At 69.2% G+C, this 18,966-nt stretch carries 19 protein-coding genes and 1 pseudogene; 15 read left to right on the top strand and 5 right to left on the bottom strand.

The window, feature by feature from the left end; translation table 11 throughout:
• Positions 1-618, top strand: a 618-nt coding sequence (locus RMO97_RS19130) for a folate-binding protein (RefSeq protein ID WP_310542596.1), incomplete at its 5' end; no start/stop codon positions are given.
• Here RMO97_RS19130 and RMO97_RS19125 read toward each other — a convergent pair.
• Positions 615-1,472 carry an alpha/beta hydrolase gene (locus RMO97_RS19125; RefSeq protein WP_310542595.1) on the bottom strand — a complete coding sequence of 286 codons (858 nt, stop codon included), beginning with the start codon at positions 1,470-1,472 and terminating at the stop codon, positions 615-617. The two genes, RMO97_RS19130 and RMO97_RS19125, sit on opposite strands and share 4 nt — an antisense overlap.
• Positions 1,473-1,524: 52 nt before the next feature.
• On the opposite strand from RMO97_RS19125, the gene RMO97_RS19120 reads away from it, so the two are divergent.
• The 6 genes from RMO97_RS19120 (at position 1,525) to RMO97_RS19095 (ending at position 7,517) form a co-directional block, all read left to right on the top strand.
• A complete protein-coding gene (locus RMO97_RS19120; RefSeq protein WP_310542594.1) occupies positions 1,525-2,115 on the top strand; it encodes a DNA-3-methyladenine glycosylase I in 591 nt (196 codons plus the stop codon).
• Positions 2,115-2,750, top strand: coding sequence for a ribonuclease HII (locus tag RMO97_RS19115; RefSeq protein ID WP_310542593.1), 636 nt, complete (start codon positions 2,115-2,117; stop codon positions 2,748-2,750). The genes RMO97_RS19120 and RMO97_RS19115 overlap by 1 nt, the downstream gene beginning before the upstream one ends.
• A gap of 31 nt (positions 2,751-2,781) precedes the next feature.
• The gene (locus tag RMO97_RS19110; protein WP_310542592.1) at positions 2,782-3,840 is read left to right on the top strand and encodes a DUF2332 family protein; all 1,059 of its coding nucleotides are present in this window, start codon (positions 2,782-2,784) and stop codon (positions 3,838-3,840) included.
• Between the two features lie 86 nt (positions 3,841-3,926).
• The gene (locus tag RMO97_RS19105) at positions 3,927-5,018 is read left to right on the top strand and encodes a DNA methyltransferase (RefSeq protein WP_310542591.1); all 1,092 of its coding nucleotides are present in this window, start codon (positions 3,927-3,929) and stop codon (positions 5,016-5,018) included.
• Between the two features lie 67 nt (positions 5,019-5,085).
• A complete protein-coding gene (locus tag RMO97_RS19100) occupies positions 5,086-6,270 on the top strand; it encodes an MFS transporter (RefSeq protein WP_310542590.1) in 1,185 nt (394 codons plus the stop codon).
• Positions 6,267-7,517, top strand: a complete 1,251-nt coding sequence (locus tag RMO97_RS19095) for an MGH1-like glycoside hydrolase domain-containing protein (protein ID WP_310542589.1) — start codon at positions 6,267-6,269, stop codon at positions 7,515-7,517. The genes RMO97_RS19100 and RMO97_RS19095 overlap by 4 nt, the downstream gene beginning before the upstream one ends.
• A gap of 113 nt (positions 7,518-7,630) precedes the next feature.
• On the opposite strand, the gene mutY is transcribed toward RMO97_RS19095, so the two are convergent.
• Positions 7,631-8,677: an A/G-specific adenine glycosylase gene (gene mutY, locus RMO97_RS19090; protein WP_310542588.1), complete on the bottom strand. Its 1,047-nt coding sequence runs from the start codon at positions 8,675-8,677 to the stop codon at positions 7,631-7,633.
• Complete coding sequence (locus tag RMO97_RS19085; RefSeq protein WP_310542587.1) at positions 8,674-9,942, bottom strand: MFS transporter; 1,269 nt, start codon at positions 9,940-9,942, stop codon at positions 8,674-8,676. Before RMO97_RS19085 ends, mutY begins: the two co-directional genes overlap by 4 nt.
• A 139-nt stretch (positions 9,943-10,081) precedes the next feature.
• On the opposite strand from RMO97_RS19085, the gene RMO97_RS19080 reads away from it, so the two are divergent.
• From RMO97_RS19080 to RMO97_RS19045, 8 genes are all read left to right on the top strand, one after another.
• Complete coding sequence (locus RMO97_RS19080) at positions 10,082-10,633, top strand: DciA family protein (protein ID WP_310542586.1); 552 nt, start codon at positions 10,082-10,084, stop codon at positions 10,631-10,633.
• Positions 10,634-10,698: 65 nt separating this feature from the next.
• On the top strand, positions 10,699-11,316 hold the full coding sequence (locus RMO97_RS19075) for a thioredoxin domain-containing protein (RefSeq protein ID WP_310542585.1): 618 nt from the start codon (positions 10,699-10,701) through the stop codon (positions 11,314-11,316).
• An 18-nt stretch (positions 11,317-11,334) separates the two neighbouring features.
• A complete protein-coding gene (locus tag RMO97_RS19070) occupies positions 11,335-14,778 on the top strand; it encodes an AAA family ATPase (RefSeq protein ID WP_310542584.1) in 3,444 nt (1,147 codons plus the stop codon).
• Positions 14,779-14,956: 178 nt separating this feature from the next.
• Positions 14,957-15,310: a F0F1 ATP synthase assembly protein I gene (locus RMO97_RS19065; RefSeq protein WP_305337956.1), complete on the top strand. Its 354-nt coding sequence runs from the start codon at positions 14,957-14,959 to the stop codon at positions 15,308-15,310.
• Positions 15,311-15,326: 16 nt separating this feature from the next.
• Positions 15,327-16,112 carry a F0F1 ATP synthase subunit A gene (locus RMO97_RS19060; RefSeq protein ID WP_304777424.1) on the top strand — a complete coding sequence of 262 codons (786 nt, stop codon included), beginning with the start codon at positions 15,327-15,329 and terminating at the stop codon, positions 16,110-16,112.
• Between the two features lie 51 nt (positions 16,113-16,163).
• Positions 16,164-16,388 (top strand): F0F1 ATP synthase subunit C, encoded by a 225-nt coding sequence (locus tag RMO97_RS19055; protein WP_293493770.1) that lies wholly within the window; start codon positions 16,164-16,166, stop codon positions 16,386-16,388.
• Positions 16,389-16,460: 72 nt separating this feature from the next.
• Entirely contained in the window at positions 16,461-17,075 is a 615-nt protein-coding gene (locus RMO97_RS19050; RefSeq protein WP_310542583.1) for a hypothetical protein, read from the top strand.
• Positions 17,075-17,578 carry a F0F1 ATP synthase subunit B gene (locus tag RMO97_RS19045; protein WP_310542582.1) on the top strand — a complete coding sequence of 168 codons (504 nt, stop codon included), beginning with the start codon at positions 17,075-17,077 and terminating at the stop codon, positions 17,576-17,578. Before RMO97_RS19050 ends, RMO97_RS19045 begins: the two co-directional genes overlap by 1 nt.
• Positions 17,579-17,660: 82 nt before the next feature.
• Here the strand turns inward: RMO97_RS19045 and RMO97_RS19040 are convergent, their stop codons facing one another.
• Entirely contained in the window at positions 17,661-18,044 is a 384-nt protein-coding gene (locus tag RMO97_RS19040) for a PGPGW domain-containing protein (protein WP_310542597.1), read from the bottom strand.
• A gap of 394 nt (positions 18,045-18,438) precedes the next feature.
• Positions 18,439-18,966: pseudogene (locus tag RMO97_RS19035) on the bottom strand (aminomethyl-transferring glycine dehydrogenase subunit GcvPB); the annotation flags it as partial.

The following is an 18,966-nucleotide window of genomic DNA, read 5'->3' as shown; positions in this document are numbered from 1 at the left end:
CGCGAGGACGGCGCGTTGCTAGACGTGGAAGCCGAGCATCGAGCCGCGCTGACGATGCGCCTGACCATGTACCGGCTGCGGGCCAAGGTCACGATCGCAGCGGACGAGGCGCCCGTATTGGTGCTGTTTGGCGGGCAGGATACGCCGGAGGGGTGGATGGTGGATCCGCGGCTTGCGGCCCTAGGCTGGCGCGGCTACGGCGCGGCGGTCCCCGCCGGCGCCGCTGAGGTCGGTGAGGCCGCCTATGACGCCCACCGCCTGGCGCTCGGCGTACCGGGGCCCGCCGACTGGGGCGTCGAGAAGACCTATCCCATCGAGGCCAATTTCGACCTGCTGAATGGCATCGACTTCCATAAGGGCTGCTTCGTCGGACAGGAGACCACCTCGCGCATGAAGCGCCGGGGCCAGATCAAGAACCGCATGCTGCCCCTGACCTTCGACGGCGCGGCGCCGGCCTTCGACGCTGAAGTGCTGACCGGCGACCGCCGAGCCGGAGAGGTGCTGTCGGGGCAGGACGGCCGGGCCATGGCCCTGGTGCGCCTCGACCGCATCGACGGGGAGCTGACAGCGGACGGCAAGCCGGTGCAGGTGGATCGGCCGGACTGGCTGCCGCTCTAGAGGAAGAAGGCCCGCAGCGCCTTCAATGTCTCCGCGGGGTTCTCCTCGGGAATGAAGTGACCGCTCTCGATGGCGTGGCCTGAAACGTCGTCGGCCCAGTCGCGCCAGATCGCCAGGACATCGTACCAGGTGGCCAGCGCGCCCTTTGAGCCCCACAGCACCTGGACCGGGACCTTGATCTTTGACTTACCCCGGTCAGCCTCGTCCGCCGCCACGTCGTAGGAGGCGCCGGCCCGGTAGTCCTCGCAGATGGCGTGGACCATGGCGGGGTTGGACAGGCAGCGGACATAGTCCGCATAGGCGGCTGGATCGAACATCCCGCGCGAGCCCCGGAACAGGAAGTATTCAGGGTCGGCGCCGATCACCGTCTCCGGGAACGGATGGGCCTGGGCCAGGAACGACCAGTGCCAGTAGGCCAGCGCGAAGGCCTTGTTGGCCCGCTTCCAGACGTCGGCGGTGGGGATGATGTCGAGGATGGACAGCTTCAGAAGGACGTCTGGATGATCCAGGGCCAGGCGGTAGGCCACCCGCCCGCCCCGGTCGTGGCCGGCCAGGTTGAAGCGCTCGAAGCCAAAGTGGTTCATCAGGGCCACGGCGTCCCTGGCCATGGCGCGCTTGGAATAGGTCTCGTGGTCGGGCGTGGTGGCCGGTGCGGTGCTCTCGCCGTAGCCCCGTAGATCGGGCGCGATGACCGTGAAGTCGCGGGCCAGATCGTCGGCCACCCGGCTCCACATCATGTGGGTCTCCGGGTAGCCGTGCAGCAGCAGGAGCGGCGGGCCCGAGCCGCCGTGCCGGACCCGCAGGGTCGCCTCTCCCACATCGACCCGCGACAGTTGGAAGCCTTCGAACGCCATATGCTCCGGTCCCGCTTGATTGGCCGCCGCCGCGCCTGCGAAAACACCGGCCATGAGTTCCGAACCGATTCGTTGCGGCTGGCGCGGCATGCAGGGCGATCCCCTGTACGAGGCCTATCACGACACGGAATGGGGCGTGCCGGAATACGATTCCCGCGCCCTGTGGGAGAAGCTGGTGCTGGACGGCTTCCAGGCCGGGCTCTCCTGGATCACCATCCTGAGGAAGCGGGAGGCTTTTCGCGCGGCCTTCGCCGACTTCGATCCGGAGATCGTCGCCCGCTATGGCGACGCCGACCGCGCCCGGCTGATGGCCGACGCCGGCATCGTGCGGTCCAACGCCAAGATCGACGCGGCCATCAACGGCGCCCGCATCTATCTGGACATGCGTGACGCAGGCGAGGACTTCTCCCAGTTCCTCTGGAGCTTCACCAACGGCCGGGTGATCCACAATAGGTGGGAGGCCATCAGCGACGTGCCGGCCCAGACCGAGGTCGCTGTCCAGATGTCCAAGGGGCTCAAGCAGAAGGGCTTCAAGTTCGTCGGCCCGGTGATCGTCTACGCCTTCATGCAGGCCACCGGCTTCGTGAACGACCACCTCACCTGCTGCCACCGCCACGGCCCCATCGACCGGATGAGCGCCTGATGCCCGACATGATGCTGGAGAAGGCCTGTCCAGGCCCGGTCTGCGGCGTCGACGAGGCGGGGCGCGGGCCGTGGGCGGGACCGGTCTCGGCGGGCGCGGTGATCCTCAATCCGCGCAAGATCCCCAAGGGGCTGAACGACTCCAAGAAGCTGACCGCCAGGCAGCGGGAGGGCCTGGAGCTGGAGATCAAGGACAAGGCCGTCGCCTGGGGCGTCGGCTTCGCCAGCGTCGAGGAGATCGCCGAGCTGAACATTCTGCACGCCGCGGGCCTGGCCATGTGCCGCGCCATCGGTGAGATGTCGGTGGAGCCGGCCTTCGCCCTGGTGGACGGCAATTACCGCTTCAAGCTGCCCTGCCCCATCAAGACGGTGATCAAGGGCGACGGGATCAGCAGCTCCATCGCCGCGGCCTCGATCCTGGCCAAGGTGGCCCGCGACCGGCTGATGGCCGAGATGGACGGCCTCTATCCCGGCTACGGCTTCGCCGCCCACAAGGGCTATCACGCCCCCATCCATGTCGAGGCCCTGCGGACGCTGGGCCCCTGCGAGATCCACCGGATGGGCTGGGCGCCGGTGAAGCTGGCCCTGATGGGCGAGCTGGTGAACGGCGAGCTTGATCTGCTGAATCAAGATTGACCCCCGCCCGCTCCGGCGGGACCACGCGGTCATGGACAATCCCGATCTCACCCGCGCCTTCCTCGCCCAAGCCAACGCCTGCCGCGACCTCGGTTCCCCCTTCCATGGCGACCTGCTCACCCTGGCGGCGGACGACCTGCGGGCCGGCGGCCCGGTTACCGCCCTGCTGGCGCCCTGGGCCACCAACGACTACCGCAAGCTGGTCGGGGACGCCGTGTGCCTCCGGCTTCTGGGTTCGCTCCACGACCTGGTGCTGAGCGGCGACGATCCGGCCCTTGCGGCGACCTATCCGCAGCCCGGACGCGACGCCGACTCGGGGGTCGCCTGGATCGCCGCGCGCTCGGCGATCATCCGTCATGAGGACCGGCTGGCGGCCTTCATGAGCCATGAGCCGCAGACCAACGAAGTCCGTCGCTCGGCCTGCCTTGCGCCGGGCTTCCTGACCATCGCCGCCGAGACCGGCCTGCCGATCCGCGCCTTCGAGGTGGCGGCCAGCGCCGGGCTGAACCTGCATTGGGACAGGTTCCGCTACCAGTTCGGCGACACACCCTGGGGTGATCCCGACGCGCGGGTGGTGATGGACACCGAATGGACCGGCGGGCCCCCGTCAGTGGGCGCGAACGTCCAGGTGATCGAACGCGCCGCCTGTGACCGCCGGCCCGGCGACCTGACCGATCCGGTGCAGCGTCGCCGGCTGCTGGCCTATATCTGGCCCGACCAGTTCGAGCGGCTGGATCGCATCCGCGCGGCCATCGACCTGGCTCTGTCGCTGGGGGTCACCGTGGAGGCCGCCGACGCCGTGGCCTGGACCGACCGCGTCGCAGCGCCGCAGGCGGGCGCGGTCACCGTCCTCTATCACTCGGTCTTCTGGCAATACATGCCGCCGGAGAGCCAGGCGGCCCTGGCCCAGGTCATCGCCGACCACGGCGCCCAGGCCACCGCCGAGGCCCCCTTCGCCTGGCTGCGCATGGAGCCGCCGCCGGAGAAACTGTCGGGCATGGAGGTTCGCCTCACCCTCTGGCCGGGCGGCGAGGATCGCATCCTGGCGACCGTCCACCCGCATGGCGCTTGGGTTAAGTGGTTGAATTGATCGATTAACGCTCCGTTCACCACGTTTGGACACCTACCCTTCACCACGATGACTCAGGATTCCGTTTCCTTAGAAGCGAGGCGGACATGGGCGCGATTGCCACCAACACGGTCATCCTGGGCGACTGCATCGAGAGCTTGAAGAAGCTCCCGTCGAAGTCCGTCGATCTGGTCTTCGCCGACCCGCCCTATAACCTGCAGCTGGGCGGCGACCTGCTGCGGCCCGACAACTCCAAGGTCGACGCCGTCGACGACGAGTGGGACCGCTTCGACAGCTTCGAGACCTATGACCGCTTCACGACCGAATGGATGAGCGAGTGCCAGCGCGTCCTGAAGGATGACGGCGCCATGTGGGTGATCGGCAGCTATCACAACATCTTCCGGGTCGGCGCCATCCTGCAGACCCTGGGGTTCTGGATCCTGAACGACATCGTCTGGCGCAAGTCCAACCCGATGCCGAACTTCAAGGGCACCCGCTTCACCAACGCCCACGAGACCCTGATCTGGGCCGCCAAGGGCCGGGGCTCGCGCCGCTACACCTTCAACTACGACGCCATGAAGATGGCCAATGACGACCTGCAGATGCGGTCGGACTGGACCTTCCCGCTGTGCACCGGCGAGGAGCGGCTGAAGGACGAGAACGGGGTCAAGGCCCACCCGACCCAGAAGCCCGAGGCCCTGCTGCGCCGGGTGATCCTGGCGTCCACCAGGCCGGGCGACATCATCCTGGACCCCTTCTTCGGCACCGGCACCACGGGCGCGGCGGCCAAGCAGCTGGGCCGAAAGTACATCGGCCTGGAGCGCGAGGAACAGTACGCGACCCTGGCCCGCGAGCGGATCGCCAAGGTGGTCCCCCTGACCGAGGCCGACCTGGAGACCATGGGCTCCAAGCGTCAGGAACCCCGCATCCCCTTCGGCCAGATCGTGGAGTCGGGCATGCTGCGCCCCGGCGACACTCTCTACTGCTCCAAGGGCGAGCGCTCGGCTCGGGTGCGGGCCGACGGCAGCCTGGTGATCGGCGACATGGCCGGTTCCATCCACAAGGTGGGCGCCATGATCCAGTCGGCGCCGGCCTGCAACGGCTGGACCTATTGGCACTTCAAGACCGACAAGGGCCTGGCCCCGATCGACGTCCTGCGGATGAAGATGCGCTCGTCCATGGCGCAGCTGGCGGCCTGACTCTAATTCACCCGGCCGCCGTCCATTTTGTCTGGCGGTCGGTACGTCGGCGGTTAAGCTCGGGTCCATGAACCCGCGTATCTATGTCCTGACCCTGGTGACCTTCGCCTTCGGGTCGGGAGCCTTCATCTTCGCCGGCCTGCTGGAGAGCCTGGCCGCCGACCTGGGGGTGACGACCGCCGTGGCCGGCCAGTTGCAGACGGTCTTCGTCCTGACCTCGGCGGTGCTGGGGCCGGTGGCGGCCTGGCTGTTCGCGCGAGTGGACCGCAAGATCATGGTGATGACGGCCCTGGCCCTGGGCGCCGCCCTGCACATCGCCTGCGCCCTGACGCCGAACTTCGAGGTGCTGATGGTGCTGCGCGCCCTGGCGGGCCTGGCCGGCGCCATGTCGGGACCGGCCGCCAGCGTGGCCGCCGCGGCCCTGGCTCCACCCGAGCGCCGGGGCTCGGCCCTGGCCCTGGTTTCAGGCGGCATGACGCTCGCCTTCGTGGTGGGCATTCCGATGGGCAGCATCATCGGCTCGGTCTTCGACTGGCGGGCCACATTCCTGTTCGCCGCCGGGCTGTCCCTGTTCGCCCTGGCCGCCGTGGTGTTCTTCCTGCCCAAGGTGCCGGCCCCGCCCAAGCGCGAGGGCGGCGGCGATACCGTGAAGGTGCTGCTGCCGATCATCTGGCCCTTCTACCTGACCACCTTCCTGACCTTCGCCGCCAACATGACCCTGAACCTCTACATCGCCCCCATCGTGCGGGTCGGGGCGGGCGTCACGGGCGCGGGCGTCGGCGCCTTCCAGGCTATGATCGGCGTGGGCTCCATCGCCGGGTTGTGGCTGGGCGCGCGGGCCGCCAACCGCAACGCCGGTCGGTCCTGGATCCTGCAGGGCTTCATCATCCAGGCCGCCGCCATGAGCGTGCACTTCGCCGCCACCCACCAGGTCCTGCCCGCCGGCTGGCCGAGCGCGGCCCTGGTGGCGCTGGGGATTTTCCTGGCGGCCACGGCCCTGTTCTCGATCACCCCGGTGATCCAATCCAGCCTGATCCAAGCTACCGGAGGCGCGCCCGTGGCCCTGGCGCTGAACGGCTCGGTGATCTCGATGGGTCAGGCCCTTGGCTCGACGGTGGGCGGCGCGGCCCTGGCCGCCTATGGTGTCCCTGCCATCCCCGGTGCGGCGCTGGCCCTGTCGCTCACCGCCCTGACCACGCTGGCTCTTCTCTATCCTCGCCACACCTCTGCGGCTTCGAGTCAGGTCCGGTGACCCTGACCAGGACCGACATCGAAATCCAGGCCTGCCGCGCGATGTTCGCCCAACATCGGGTCGAGGTTTTCGGCGGGACGATCCATGTGCCGGCCAGCCTCGAATATAGCTGCGCCTTCGCCTGGGACAGCGGCTATCACGCCCTGGCCCTGCGACACCTGGATCGCGACCAGGCGGTGGACGAGCTGCGGACGTTGTATAACGCCAACCTGACGCAAGAGGGGCTGCTGGCCCACGAACGACCGCTGCCGGGCGCCGAGGCGCGGACCAAGCTGGTGACCGAATGGCTGGGGCCGATCTATCGACCCGACGGTCGTAGCTGGCTGGTCGATCCTCCGGTGGCGGCCTATGCGGCGGCTCGGATCTTCGACCCCGCCTTTGACGACGACGAGAGCCTGCTCCATCTGGCGGGCGATCACCTGATGGCCATAGATCGACACCGGACGCTGACCCCCGGGGGAGCGCCGGTCATCCTGCATCCCCTGGAGTCTGGGGCTGACGTCTCGCCGATGTTCGACGCCCTGGTGGACACCACATCGCGGCGGACCCTGCTCACCCATCACCGGGCCCTGAGCGTGGCGCTGGACGCCATCGCCTACGACCTGCCGCAGGCCAGGGCCGCCGGTCACGGCTTCATTGTGGCCGACCCGATCTTCTGCGGCTGGCATCTGTTGGCCCTGGAAGCGGTGGCCGACGGCTGGCGGCGCGCCGGCGCGGCGGAGCGGGCCGCGGTGTTCGAGGAACGCGCCGCAGGCCTCGCCGCAGAGATGATCCGCCTGATGTGGTCTCCGGACCTGCGACTGTTCGTGGGATATGATCATGCGGGCGCGCGCCAGCTCCCGGTGGCGACCCTGGGAGGGGTCATCGCCGCGGCCAGCCGCCACATGATCGCAGCTGGGATCGCAGGCCAGGTGGCCGACGCGCACCTGCGCCCGGAGATTTCGCGGTTCTGGGGTCCGGCGGGGGTGGCGTTCAATCCCCTGGACGGCGCCGAGATCAACCCCAAGGCCCTGTTGTGGCGCGGCGATGTTGTCTGGGGCGCAACGCAATACTGGGCCCATCTGGTGCTGTCCCGCCTCGGCCGCACCGACTCGGCTGCGCACGCGCGCGCCCAGTTGAGCGCCCTGATTGAAGGCTCGGGCTTTCGGGAGTTCTACAGCGCCGCCACCGGACAGGGCTACGGGGCCGGCGAGGACGGGGGCTTCACCTGGCCAGCCCTGATCCTGGAGATGAACGCCGACGCCTAATGCCGGCCAAGAGCAGATTGCTCCAATTCAAATTGGGCGTAAGGGTCGCCAATTCAAAAGGTTGAAGCAGTTCTAGATCCGATATCCGTCTCACAGTTACCCGAGAATGAGCCCTAGATCAGGGTTGTCAGCCCGGCCCGCGCCGCCTTCAGGAACACGCTGGGCAGGCCCTCCAGATCGCGCCGCGGCGACCAGATCACGCCCTCGGAGTCGCCCTCGGCGCGGAGCAGTTTCAGGGTCAGGGTGAAGTGGGTGAAGCCATGCTCCACCTCGCCGACATGACACCACGCCGCGTCGGCGGGGGCTGAGGCGCGAGCCTCGTCATCGCCGAACGGGTCGGCGCGCCAGTCGCTGGTGGGCAGGGCCAGCATGCCGCCCAGCAACCCTTTCGGCGGACGGCGCACCAGGGCGATCTGGTCACCTCGGGTCAGGACATAGGCCACGCCGTAGCGGTGGGGCCTCACCGCCTTGGCGCTCTTGCGCGGATAGGTCTCCGGCGCTCCGTTGGCGCGCGCCGCGCAGTTGGCAGCCACCGGGCAACGATCGCAGAGCGGCGACTTCGGTTTGCAGATCGTCGCGCCCAGATCCATCAGGGCCTGGGCCCAGTCTCCGGGCCGCTCGTCGCGGACCAGGGTCTCCGCCAGCCGCTTCAACTCGGGCTTGGCGTCCGGTAGCGAGGCCTCGACCGAAAACAGCCGCGAGATGACCCGCTCGACATTGCCGTCCACGACATTGGTGGGCCGGTCAAAGGCGATGGCGGCCACCGCGGCGGCGGTATAGGGGCCAAGCCCCGGCAGACTCCGCAGCCCGTCCTCGGTGTCGGGGAAGACCCCGCCGTGATCCTTGGCCACGGCCCGGGCGCAGGCCAGCAGGTTGCGGGCGCGGGCGTAGTAGCCGAGCCCCGCCCAGGCGGCCATGACCTCGCCGTCCTGCTCGACGGCCAGGGCCGTGACAGTGGGCCAGCGGGCGGTGAACTTGAGGAAGTAGGGCGTGGCGTGCGGCACGGTGGTCTGCTGCAGCATCACCTCCGACAGCCAGACCCGGTAGGGGTCCTGGCGCACACCCGCCCGGCCGTCGGCGGGCCCGACCCGCCAGGCGAGGTCGCGCGCCTGGCCGTCGTACCAGGCCAGCAGCCTGGCGCGGAGGACCTCGGGACTCATTCCGCCTGGCGCTTGAGGAAGAAGAGCGCGGTCAGGCTGATAAGGGCCGCGCCGCTGAGATAGTAGCCGACAGGGACGAGGCCGCCCCGGTCGGCCAGGGCCTGGGCGATCATGGGGGCCAGGCCCCCGCCCAGGATGCCGCCGACATTGAAGGCCACCGAGGCGCCGGTGTAGCGGACGCGGGCCGGGAACAGGCCGGGCAGGAAGGCGCCGAGCGGTCCATAGACCAGGCCCATCATGACGAGGGCTAGCGACAGGAAGCCCCAGATCAGCCAGAGCGAACCGGACCCCATCATCGGAGCCAGCAGGAAGCCCCCCGCCACCGTGGCGATGCAGCCGGCCATCAGGACGCGGCGGGGGCTGGTGGCGTCAGCCCAGTAGCCTGCGGCGATGATGCCCGCGGCCATGAAGCCGATGGCGCCGAGCTGCACGCCCAGGAAGGTCTCGCGGCTGTAGCCCAGCTTGGTCGTGCCATAACCCAGGGCGAAGGCGGTGGTCAGGTAGAAGATGGCGAAGCAGCAGACCACCGCGAAGGTGCCGGCCAGGGTCTGCAGCGGATAGTTCTTGAGCAGCTCGCCCAGCGGCGCCTTGGCGGGCGGGGCCTCCTTCATTGCTTCGGCGAAGGCCGGGGTCTCGGTGAGCTTCAGGCGGACCCAGAGACCAACCCCCACCAAAACGATGCTGAGCAGGAAGGGAATGCGCCAGCCCCAGGCCAGGAACTGCTCCGGCGTCAGCAGGACGCCCAGCAGCAGGAAGAGGCCATTGGCGGCGACGAAGCCCACTGGAGCGCCGAGCTGCGGGAACATGCCGAAGCGCGCGCGCCAGCCTGGCGGGGCGTTCTCCACGGCCAGCAGGGCCGCCCCGCCCCACTCCCCGCCGAGGCCGAAGCCCTGGCCGAAGCGCAGCACGCACAGCAGGAAGGGCGCGACCCAGCCGGCCTGGGCGTAGGTGGGCAGGAAGGCGATGGCGAGCGTGGATCCTCCCATCAGCATCAGCGAGGCGACGAGCGTCGACTTGCGCCCCAGCCGGTCGCCGAAGTGGCCGAACACGGCGGCCCCCAGGGGCCGGGCGAAGAAGGCGAGCGCGAAGGTGGCGTAGGCGCTCATCAGCTGGGCCGAAGGCGAGGCTGCCGGGAAGAACAGCTTGCCGAACACCAGGGAGGCGGCGGTGGCGTAGATGTAGAAGTCGTAGAACTCGACGGCGGTGCCCACCAGGCTGGCGGCCAGGATGCGGCGGTGCGAGGCCTCTGGCTTGCTGTCGGACATGGTTTCGGCCCCCCGGTTGTTGGGGCCGGTGATTGCGACCTGGGGACGGGGGCGTCAAGGCGGGCGGGAAAGGAATAGGAGAACCACGAACCTCTTCGGACTGGTGACCGACGGGGCTCCGACGCTGTAAGCTGCCCCCATGTCCAAGCGTCCCCTGCCCACCGCCGCGGAGGCGGCCTTTATCCTGTCGCGGAAGCGGACGCGGCCGCAGCGCCGGCCGCCGCCGGCGGCGGGGCGCGGCCTGTCCAAGCTGCTGAAGGACCTGGACGCGCGGTTCGGCCAGGGGCCCGGCGCCCTGCAGGCCCGCTGGAAGGAGATCGTCGGCGAGCAGATCGCCAAGCGCACCGAGCCGGTGAAGCTGTCGAAGGTGAAGGCCGGCGAGCCCGCCGCCCTGGAGATCCGGGTGGCCGGCGCCGCCGCGGCCCTGATCCAGCACCAGGCGCCAGAGATCGTGGCCCGGGTGAACCTGTTCCTGGGGGCCGGCGCGGTGAACAAGCTGCGGATCGTCCAGGGCCCGCTGCGCAATGTGAACCCGGAGAGCGTGCGGCCCGTGCGCCGCCCCCTGCCCCCGCTGGACGCTGGAAAAGAGGCCGAATTGGCCGCCAGCCTGGCCGCCGAGCCGGACGGCCCTCTGAAGGCCGCATTGCTGAGCTTGGGTCGGGGCGTATTGCGCGATCGCCGCACCCGTTGACTTTGCCCCCGGCGTGGGGGGAATCGCGCTTTAATCTTTCATTCGGAATTCCGTAGAGGGCTCAAATGCCGAACTTCAGCCGTCGCCTCCTCGTCGTCGCTGCCCTGGGGGCTCTCGCCCTCGCCGGCTGTTCCCAGGGCGGGGCCAAGACCGACGCCGCCGACATGACCCTGGGCGACCCCAAGGCGGCGGTGAAGATCACCGAATACGCCTCGGCCTCCTGCACCCATTGCGCCACCTTCCACAACGACGTCTTCCCAGCTTTGAAGGCGAAATATATCGACACCGGTAAGGTGCACTACACCTTCAAAGAGTTTCTGACCCCGCCGGTGGAGGTGGCCGCCGCCGCCTTCCTGACCGCCCGCTGCGCCGGCAAGGACAAGTATTTCAGCGTCCTCGACGCCGTGTTCAAGGCCCAGAATGAGATGTTCACCACCGGCGACATGCGTGGCGTCCTGCTGCGGGTGGCACAGTCGGCGGGCATGACCGAACCGCAGTTTAACGCCTGCATCACCGACGAGGCGGCGCTCAAGGCCCTGAACGACCGTGTCGAGAAGGCCTCCCGCGACGAGAAGATCAGCTCGACCCCGACCTTCCTCATCAATGGCGAGAAGCTCAAGGAAGGCGAGGCCACCCTGGCCGAGTTCGACGCCGCCATCGCCGCCGCCCAAGCCAAGAAGTAGGAAGGGCACCGCGCACTCGTGCACTTCCAGCGGCTTCGCCTCTCGGGCTTCAAGTCCTTCGTCGATGCGACCGAGTTCCGCATCGAACCCGGAGTCACGGGCATCGTCGGACCCAATGGCTGCGGCAAGTCGAACCTGCTGGAGGCCCTGCGCTGGGTGATGGGCGCCAATTCCGCCAAGGCCATGCGGGCCGGCGGGATGGACGACGTGATCTTCGCCGGCTCCGGCGGGCGCGCCTCGCGCAACCACGCCGAGGTGACGCTGACCATCGACAACGCCGACCGCCGAGCGCCCTCGGCCTTCAACGACCACCCGGTCCTGGAGGTGGTGCGCCGCATCGACAAGGGCGAGGGCTCCACCTACCGGATCAATGGCCGCGAGGTGCGCGCCCGCGACGTGCAGCTGCTCTTTGCCGATGCGTCCACGGGCTCCAACTCGCCGGCCCTTGTGCGCCAGGGGCAGATCTCCGAGCTGATCGCCGCCAAGCCGCAGAACCGGCGGATGATCCTGGAGGAGGCCGCCGGTGTCTCAGGCCTGCATACCCGCCGCCATGAGGCCGAGCTGCGGCTGCGGGCGGCGGAGACCAACCTCACCCGGCTGGAGGACGTGGGCAAGGAGCTGGAGAGCGCGCTCAACCGGCTGAGACGCGAGGCGCGCCAGGCCGACCGCTACAAGAAGATGTCGGCCGAGATCCGGGCCCTGCAGGGCGCTGTCCTCTACGCGCGCTGGAACGAGGCGCGCGGGGCCGCCGAGCGGCTGCAGGCCGAGGCCGCCGAGGCGATCCGCGCCGTGGAGGAGACCGCCCGCGAGGCCGCCGCCGCCACGACCCGGGCCGCGGCCGCCGAGGAGCAGATCAAGCCGCTGCGGGAGGCCGAGACCATCGCCGCCGCCGTGCTGCACCGGTTGGCCATCGACCGGGACCGGCTGGAGCGCGAGGGCGAGGCCCTGGCCGCCGAGGTGGAGCGCCTGACCGGTGATGTCTCGCGCATCGACGCCGACCGGGCCCGCGAGACCCAGATGGTCGAGGACGCCCAACTGGCGCTCAGCCGCATGGCTGGTGACCTGGAGGCCCTGGAGGCCGCCATCGCCGCCGCCCCGGAGCGCGCGCCGGAACTGGAGGCCGCGTCCCGCGCCGCGGAGGCCGCCCGCGTGGAGGCTGACGCCGCCGTGGAGGCGCTCGCCGCTCAGGCGGCCGCCGACGAAGCGCGCCGCCGGGCGGGCGCCGCCCGCGTCGAGGAGGCTCAAGGCCGGGTCAACCGCACCCGCCGGGCGCTGGAGCAGGCGAAACATGAACGCGAGCAGATCGGCCCGGCGGTCAATCCGCAGGCCGCGGAGGCCAAGGCCGAGCTGGAGCGGGCCGAGGCGACCCTCGTGGCCCTGCGCGCCGCCCTGGAGGCCGCCGAGGACGAACGCACCAAGGCCCAGGAGGCCGAACTCGCCTCCCGCGAAGCCGCCCGCAAGGCCGATGAACAGCTGGGCCGCCTGACCGCCGAGGCCCGCGCCCTGGCGGGCATCGTGGCCCAGCAGAAGCGCGGCGGGTTCACCCCGGCCCTGGACGAGGTTTCCCCCGACCGCGGCTATGAGCAGGCCCTGGCCGCGGCCCTGGGCGATGATCTGGACGCGGCCCTGGATCCCAAGGCGCCAGCCTTCTGGGGCGGGCGTGACGCGGTGGCTCCGGCCTGGCCCGAGGGTGCCGCGCCCCTGGGTCCGCTGGTGAAGGCGCCGGGCGCCCTGGCCGCGCGGCTGGCCTATGTGGCGCTCGTCGCCCGCGCCGACGGCGACCGGCTGCAGGCCGCGCTCGCGCCGGGGATGCGGCTGGTCTCCCGGGAAGGCGACCTCTGGCGCTGGGACGGGTTCACCGCCCGGGCCGACGCCCCCAAGCCCGCCGCCGTGCGGATGGAGCAGAAGACCCGGCTGGCCGAGGTCGAGACCGAGATCGAGACCCTGGAACCCAGGGCGAAGGCCGCCCGCGAGGTGCAGAGCGCCGCCAACGCCCGGGTGCGCGCCGCCGAGGAGGCCCTGCGCGAGGCGCGCCGTCAGCCCCAGGCCGCCGAGCAGAAGGTGGCGGCCGCCCGCGTCGTGCTGGAGAAGCTGGACCGCGAAGCGACCCGCCGCGAGGCCCACGCCCAGTCCCTGGACGACGTCATCCGCCGCTTCGAGGGCGAGCTGGCGGACGCCGAATCGATCCTGCGGGTGGCCCAGTCGGAATCGGCCGAGGACACGGCGGTCGGTGACCTGGCCGCCAAGCTGGCCGCCGCCCGCGCCGCCGCCGGCCCCGCCCGCGAGGCCGCCGCCGAAGCCCGCAGCGCCATGGAGATCGAGGCCCGCGAACGTGAGGGCCGGGCGCGGCGCCTGGAGAACCTGAGCCGCGACCGCGACGACTGGACCCGCCGGGCCCAGGGCGCCGCCAAGCGTCTGGACCAATTGAGCGAGGCGCGCGCCAAGGCCAAGGGCCTGCTGGACAAGGCCCATGAGGCGCCTGCCACCCATCAGGACCGCTTCGAAAAGCTGCTGGATGAACTGGCCGCCGCCGAAGCCCGCCGCGCCAAGAGCAGTGACGCCCTGGCCCAGGCCGAAGGCGCCCGCGCCGACGCTGACCGCGCGGTCCGCGCCGGCGACGCCGCCGCCAGCCAGGCGCGTGAGCTGCGCGCCAGTCTGTCAGCAAAGCTGGAGGCCGCCGCCGAGCGCCTGGCCGAGATCACCGCCCAGATCCGCGAGACTGCGCGGGTTGAGCCGGAGGATCTGGCTCGAAGTCTCGCCGACGCGGCCATCGCCATCCCCGGCGACGCCGGCGGCATGGAGGCCCACCTCTACAATCTGGAGCGCCAGCGCGACGCCATCGGCCCGGTGAACCTGCGGGCCGAGGAAGAGGCCGCCGAGCACGCCACCCGGCTGGAGACCATGCAGGCTGAGCGCCTGGACCTGACCGGCGCCATCGCCAAGCTGCGCCAGGGAATCGACGAGCTGAACGGCGAGGGCCGAGAGCGCCTTGTGGCCGCCTTCGAGGTGATCAACGAGCACTTCAAGACTCTGTTCGAGAGCCTGTTCGAGGGCGGAGTCGCCGAGCTGCGGCTCGTCGAAAGCGACGATCCCCTCGAAGCGGGGCTGGAAATCTACGCCTGTCCGCCCGGCAAGCGCATGGCCACCATGAGCCTGATGAGCGGCGGCGAGCAGGCCCTGACGGCGGCCGCCCTGATCTTCGCTGTGTTCCTGGCCAACCCCGCGCCCATCTGCGTGCTGGACGAGGTGGACGCGCCGCTGGACGACGCCAATGTCGACCGGTTCTGCAACCTGCTGGACGAGATGCGCCGCCGGACCCAGACCCGGTTCATCGCCATCACCCATAACCCGGTGACCATGGCCCGGATGGACCGTCTGTTCGGCGTCACCATGGCCGAGCGCGGGGTCAGCCAACTGGTCTCGGTGGACCTGCGTCAGGCCGAGGCCATGGCGGCCCAGTAGTCCGGGTTTGAACGGGCCGGTATGCAGAGTCGCCGACACGTCAAGGAATCATCAGCGAAATCAGCAGTTTATGTAGGCATTTCCCTGCCTTGACGCATTCGGCCCGGCTCTATAGGTTCCGCGCGACTTGAAGCCCCGGCCGCGGCGGGCGTTGTCGTCGTCACTTAGGCCATAACGCATGCCGCAGCCGGAAAATTCGCGCGACGAGGAAATCAAGCGCCTCGACGAAAGGGCCGCCGCGCTAGAGGCGCGGACGGTCCAGACCCCGCGCGATTACGGTTCGCAAGCCGCCGGATACGGCTATCGCCTCATGGGCGTGCTGATCGGCGGCGTATTTGTCGGGCTGGGTTTCGGCGCCGGGGCGGACGCTGTTCTAAAGACAGCGCCTTGGGGGATGATTGTCGGCGTCCTCTCGGGCTTCGGTATTTCGATTTGGATGGCCGTAAATTCGGCTCAGCGGATGGCTGCCGAAGCGGCGGAAGAATGGGGGCCCCCAAAGGACCTCCCCGATTCCGACGACGAGGAAGATTAAAGGAGTTCGAGGCGGCATGGCCGACCCGATGCACCAGTTCGAGATCCACAAGGTTGTGGATCTCCCCGCTATTTCCGTTCCGGGTATTGGGGCGATCGACCTGTCGATCACCAATTCCACGGTCTCGATGCTGATCGCCGCGACCCTCGTCGTGGTGTTCTTCGCCGTCGCCACCGCAAAGGCCGCCATTGTGCCTGGCCGCATGCAGGTGATCGGCGAAGGGGTGTTCGGCTATATCGACGACCTTGTCGCCGGCATCATCGGCCCTGAGGGCCGCAAGTTCTTCCCCTTCGTGTTCACCCTGTTCCTGTTCATCCTGGCGATGAACGTGCTCGGGCTGTTCCTGGTGTTCACGGCCACCTCCCAGCTGGCGGTCACCGCCTCCCTGGCGGTCATGACCATGCTGCTGGTGATCGGCTACGGCGTGCTGCGCAACGGCGCGAACATGTACAAGCTGTTCGTTCCGGCCGGCATCCCCTGGTACATGCTGATCCTGGTCACCCCGATCGAGATCATCTCCTTCGTCCTGCGCCCGGTGACCCTGGCCCTGCGTCTGTTCGGCAACATGCTGGGCGGCCACGTGGCCCTGAAGGTCTTCGCGGGCTTCGTCGTCTCCCTGGGCGCCATGGCGGCCGGGGGCGGTCTGGGCCTGCTGGGCATCCCCGGCGCGGCCCTCTCGCTGGGCGGCGTCGTGGCGCTGACGGCGCTGGAGTTCCTGGTGGCCTTCCTCCAGGCCTTCGTCTTCGCAGTTCTGGCCTGCGTCTATCTCAACGACGTGGTCAACCTCGGCCATCACCACTGATCGCCGAACTCACCAACACCCTCTCTCAACCTACAAACGGGACTGAAAACTATGGACGCGGAATCGGCTAAGTACATCGGCGCGGGCCTCGCGACCCTCGGCATGATCGGCGCGGGCATCGGCGTTGGCACCATCTTCGGCCACTTCCTGGCGGGCGCCACGCGCAACCCGTCGGCCGCCGGCAGCCAGTTCACCAATCTGATCCTGGGCGCCGCCCTGACCGAAGCCCTGGGCATCCTGGCCTTCGTGCTCGGCCTGCTCATCCTGTTCTCCTAAGCCAAGATCCGCAGGGTCATGGGGGCGCCTTCCCGGCGTCCTCAGCCTGCGTTTTAGGGACGCTCAAGCCTTATGGCCGCCGAGACCACATCACCGCCGACCGCGGACCTCCGCGACGGTCACACCGCCGCTGACGCTGCGCAGGGCCACGGCCCGGCCGGCACGACGGAAGTCGCCGCCCACGGCGCCGACAGCGGTGGCCTGCCTCAGTTCAAGTTCGAGTACTGGGGCGGCCAGATCGTCTGGCTCTTCCTGATCTTCGCCGTCCTCTACACTCTGCTGGCCAAGGTCTTCGTGCCGCGGCTCCGCAAGATCAAGGACGACCGGGCCGCCACCATCGCGGCCGCCGTCACCCAGGCCCGCAGCGTCCAGGCCGAAGCCGAGGCGCAAGCCGCCGCGGCCCAGGCCGAGATCTCCGAAGCCCACAGCCGCTCTCGCCGGCTCGCCTCTGACGCTAAGACCAAGGCGGCTTCCGACCTGGCCGCCAGCCAGAAGGCGGAGGACGTCCGTCTCCAGGCCCAGATGGACGAAGCCGAGACCCGCATCCGCGGGCTTCGCGACCAGGCCATGACCAATGTCCGCGGCATCGCCGCCGACACGGCCCAGGCCATCGTCGAGAAGCTGACCGGCCAGAAGCTGTCGACGACCGAGGTCAATGCGGCCCTGGCCGCCCAAGGAGCCGTCTGATGCCCGCTTTCCTGAACCCCGCCAACGCGGAGATGTGGGTCGGCGTCGGCCTGCTGATCTTCCTCGGCATCGTGATCTTCGGGGCCAAGGCGCCGAAGCTGATCAACGCCAACCTTGACGCCCAGAGCGCCAAGATCCAGTCCGACCTCGACGAGGCCGCCCGCATCCGTGAGGAGGCCCAGCGCCTGCTGGCCGAACTCAAGGCCGAGCGTATCCGCGCCGAGGCCCAGGCCAAGGACATGCTGGCCGCCGCCGAGGAACAGGCCGCGCTCTACGCCGCCGACGCCAAGGCCAAGCTGGACGAAAGCCTGGCCCGCCGCCAGCTGATGGCCGAACGCCGCATCGCCAACGCCGAGGCCCAGGCCGCCGCCGAGGTTCGCGCCGCCGCAGCCGACCTGGCTGTGGCCGCCGCCGAGGTGGTGCTCACCAACCGCTTGGCCACCATGCGCACGGATCCCATGATCGACGGGGCCCTCGGTCAACTGGCAACCAAGATGCAATAGGCTTGAGACGGTCCTCCGCGGAGGACCGTTCAACGCTTCTGAGTTAGAAACCCTTCCGTTGCGGAGGGGTTTTCATTTCGGACTAGCGGCGGCGGAAGCGCCGGCGGGTCTTGACCGCGAAGCGCAGCTTGCGCGGCACAATAAGACGCTCGATGCGCAGGATCTGCTGCCACGACACCAGCAAGATCTCCGGTTCGCGACGCAGCAGCCGGCGGATGGGGAAGACCATCTTCGGATGGGCATGCTGGAAGCGGACGAAGGTGCGGCGCGCCTTGAACGAATTGCGCAGCAGCAGCATCAGCCCGACCACGATCACCGGCAGGCCGCCGGGACCCGGCAGGGGCGCCACCGCGATTCCGGCCAGCACGATGAGCACGCCGAGCGAAGCCAAGCCGACGCGCACCAGCCGAGCCACCAGCTCGCGGGCGAATTCGTCGGAGGCGCGCAGGGCGCGCATGCTGGGCATGGCGTAGGACACTTTGGTTCAAACCAGGGGTTCTGACGCGCGCCTGTTCGGGGGAGGACAGGCGGTCGTCGTTAAGCGCATATGCAAACGCACAAGAGAGTCGTAAAGGCGACGTCCGCGTTAAATTTTAGGGTTTATGCTCATTTCGGGGAGCGCGCGGCGCCGGAGCCACACTTTCCCCGGAGCCCAAACCCCGGCGAGCCAGGTTTGGCCGATCCGTCACCGGCGCGCACGAAGCGGCGCGCACCAGAGATGGCGTAGGGCTAGATATTCAACCTGGAATGCGCGGCCCGCCCGATCTGGGGAGGTCGTTCGGCCACCGCGCACAACAGGTATGAGAACCTGCGCGCGACTCGTAAAGGCTCGGGCGGGTTAAATTTTGTCCAGACCGCTGCTATTCGGCCGCCATCGGCGCCGGAGACACAGATGTGGGCTCTGGGCGCCACATCAACCGGGGCTTGCGGGCCGCCTGGGTCTCATCCAGGCGTCGCAGCGGGGCGAGGTAGGGGGCGCCGATGAACCGTTCGACGTCGCCGGCCTTGGCGGCCTGGGCCAGCAAGGTCAGGGCGTGACAGAATCGGTCCAGCTCCCGCTTGGACTCCGTCTCCGTCGGCTCGATCAGCATCGCGCCATGCACCACCAGCGGGAAGTACATGGTCATGGGGTGGAAGCCCTCGTCGATCATCGCCTTGGCGAAGTCCAGCGTGGTGACCCCGGTCCCTTCAAGCCAGCTGTCGTCAAACAGGGCCTCATGCATGCAGGGCCCGTCCGGGAAGGCGGGCGTCATCACCGGCGACAGCTTGGCCTTGATGTAGTTGGCGTTGAGCACCGCGTCCTCGGCGACCTGACGCAGGCCATCGGTCCCGTGGCTGAGCATGTAGGCATAGGCTCGCACGAACATGCCCATCTGGCCGTGGAAGGC

The organism is Phenylobacterium sp. (assembly GCF_031425575.1).
Lineage (GTDB): Bacteria > Pseudomonadota > Alphaproteobacteria > Caulobacterales > Caulobacteraceae > Phenylobacterium.
This window is presented reverse-complemented; position numbering and strand designations above follow the sequence as displayed.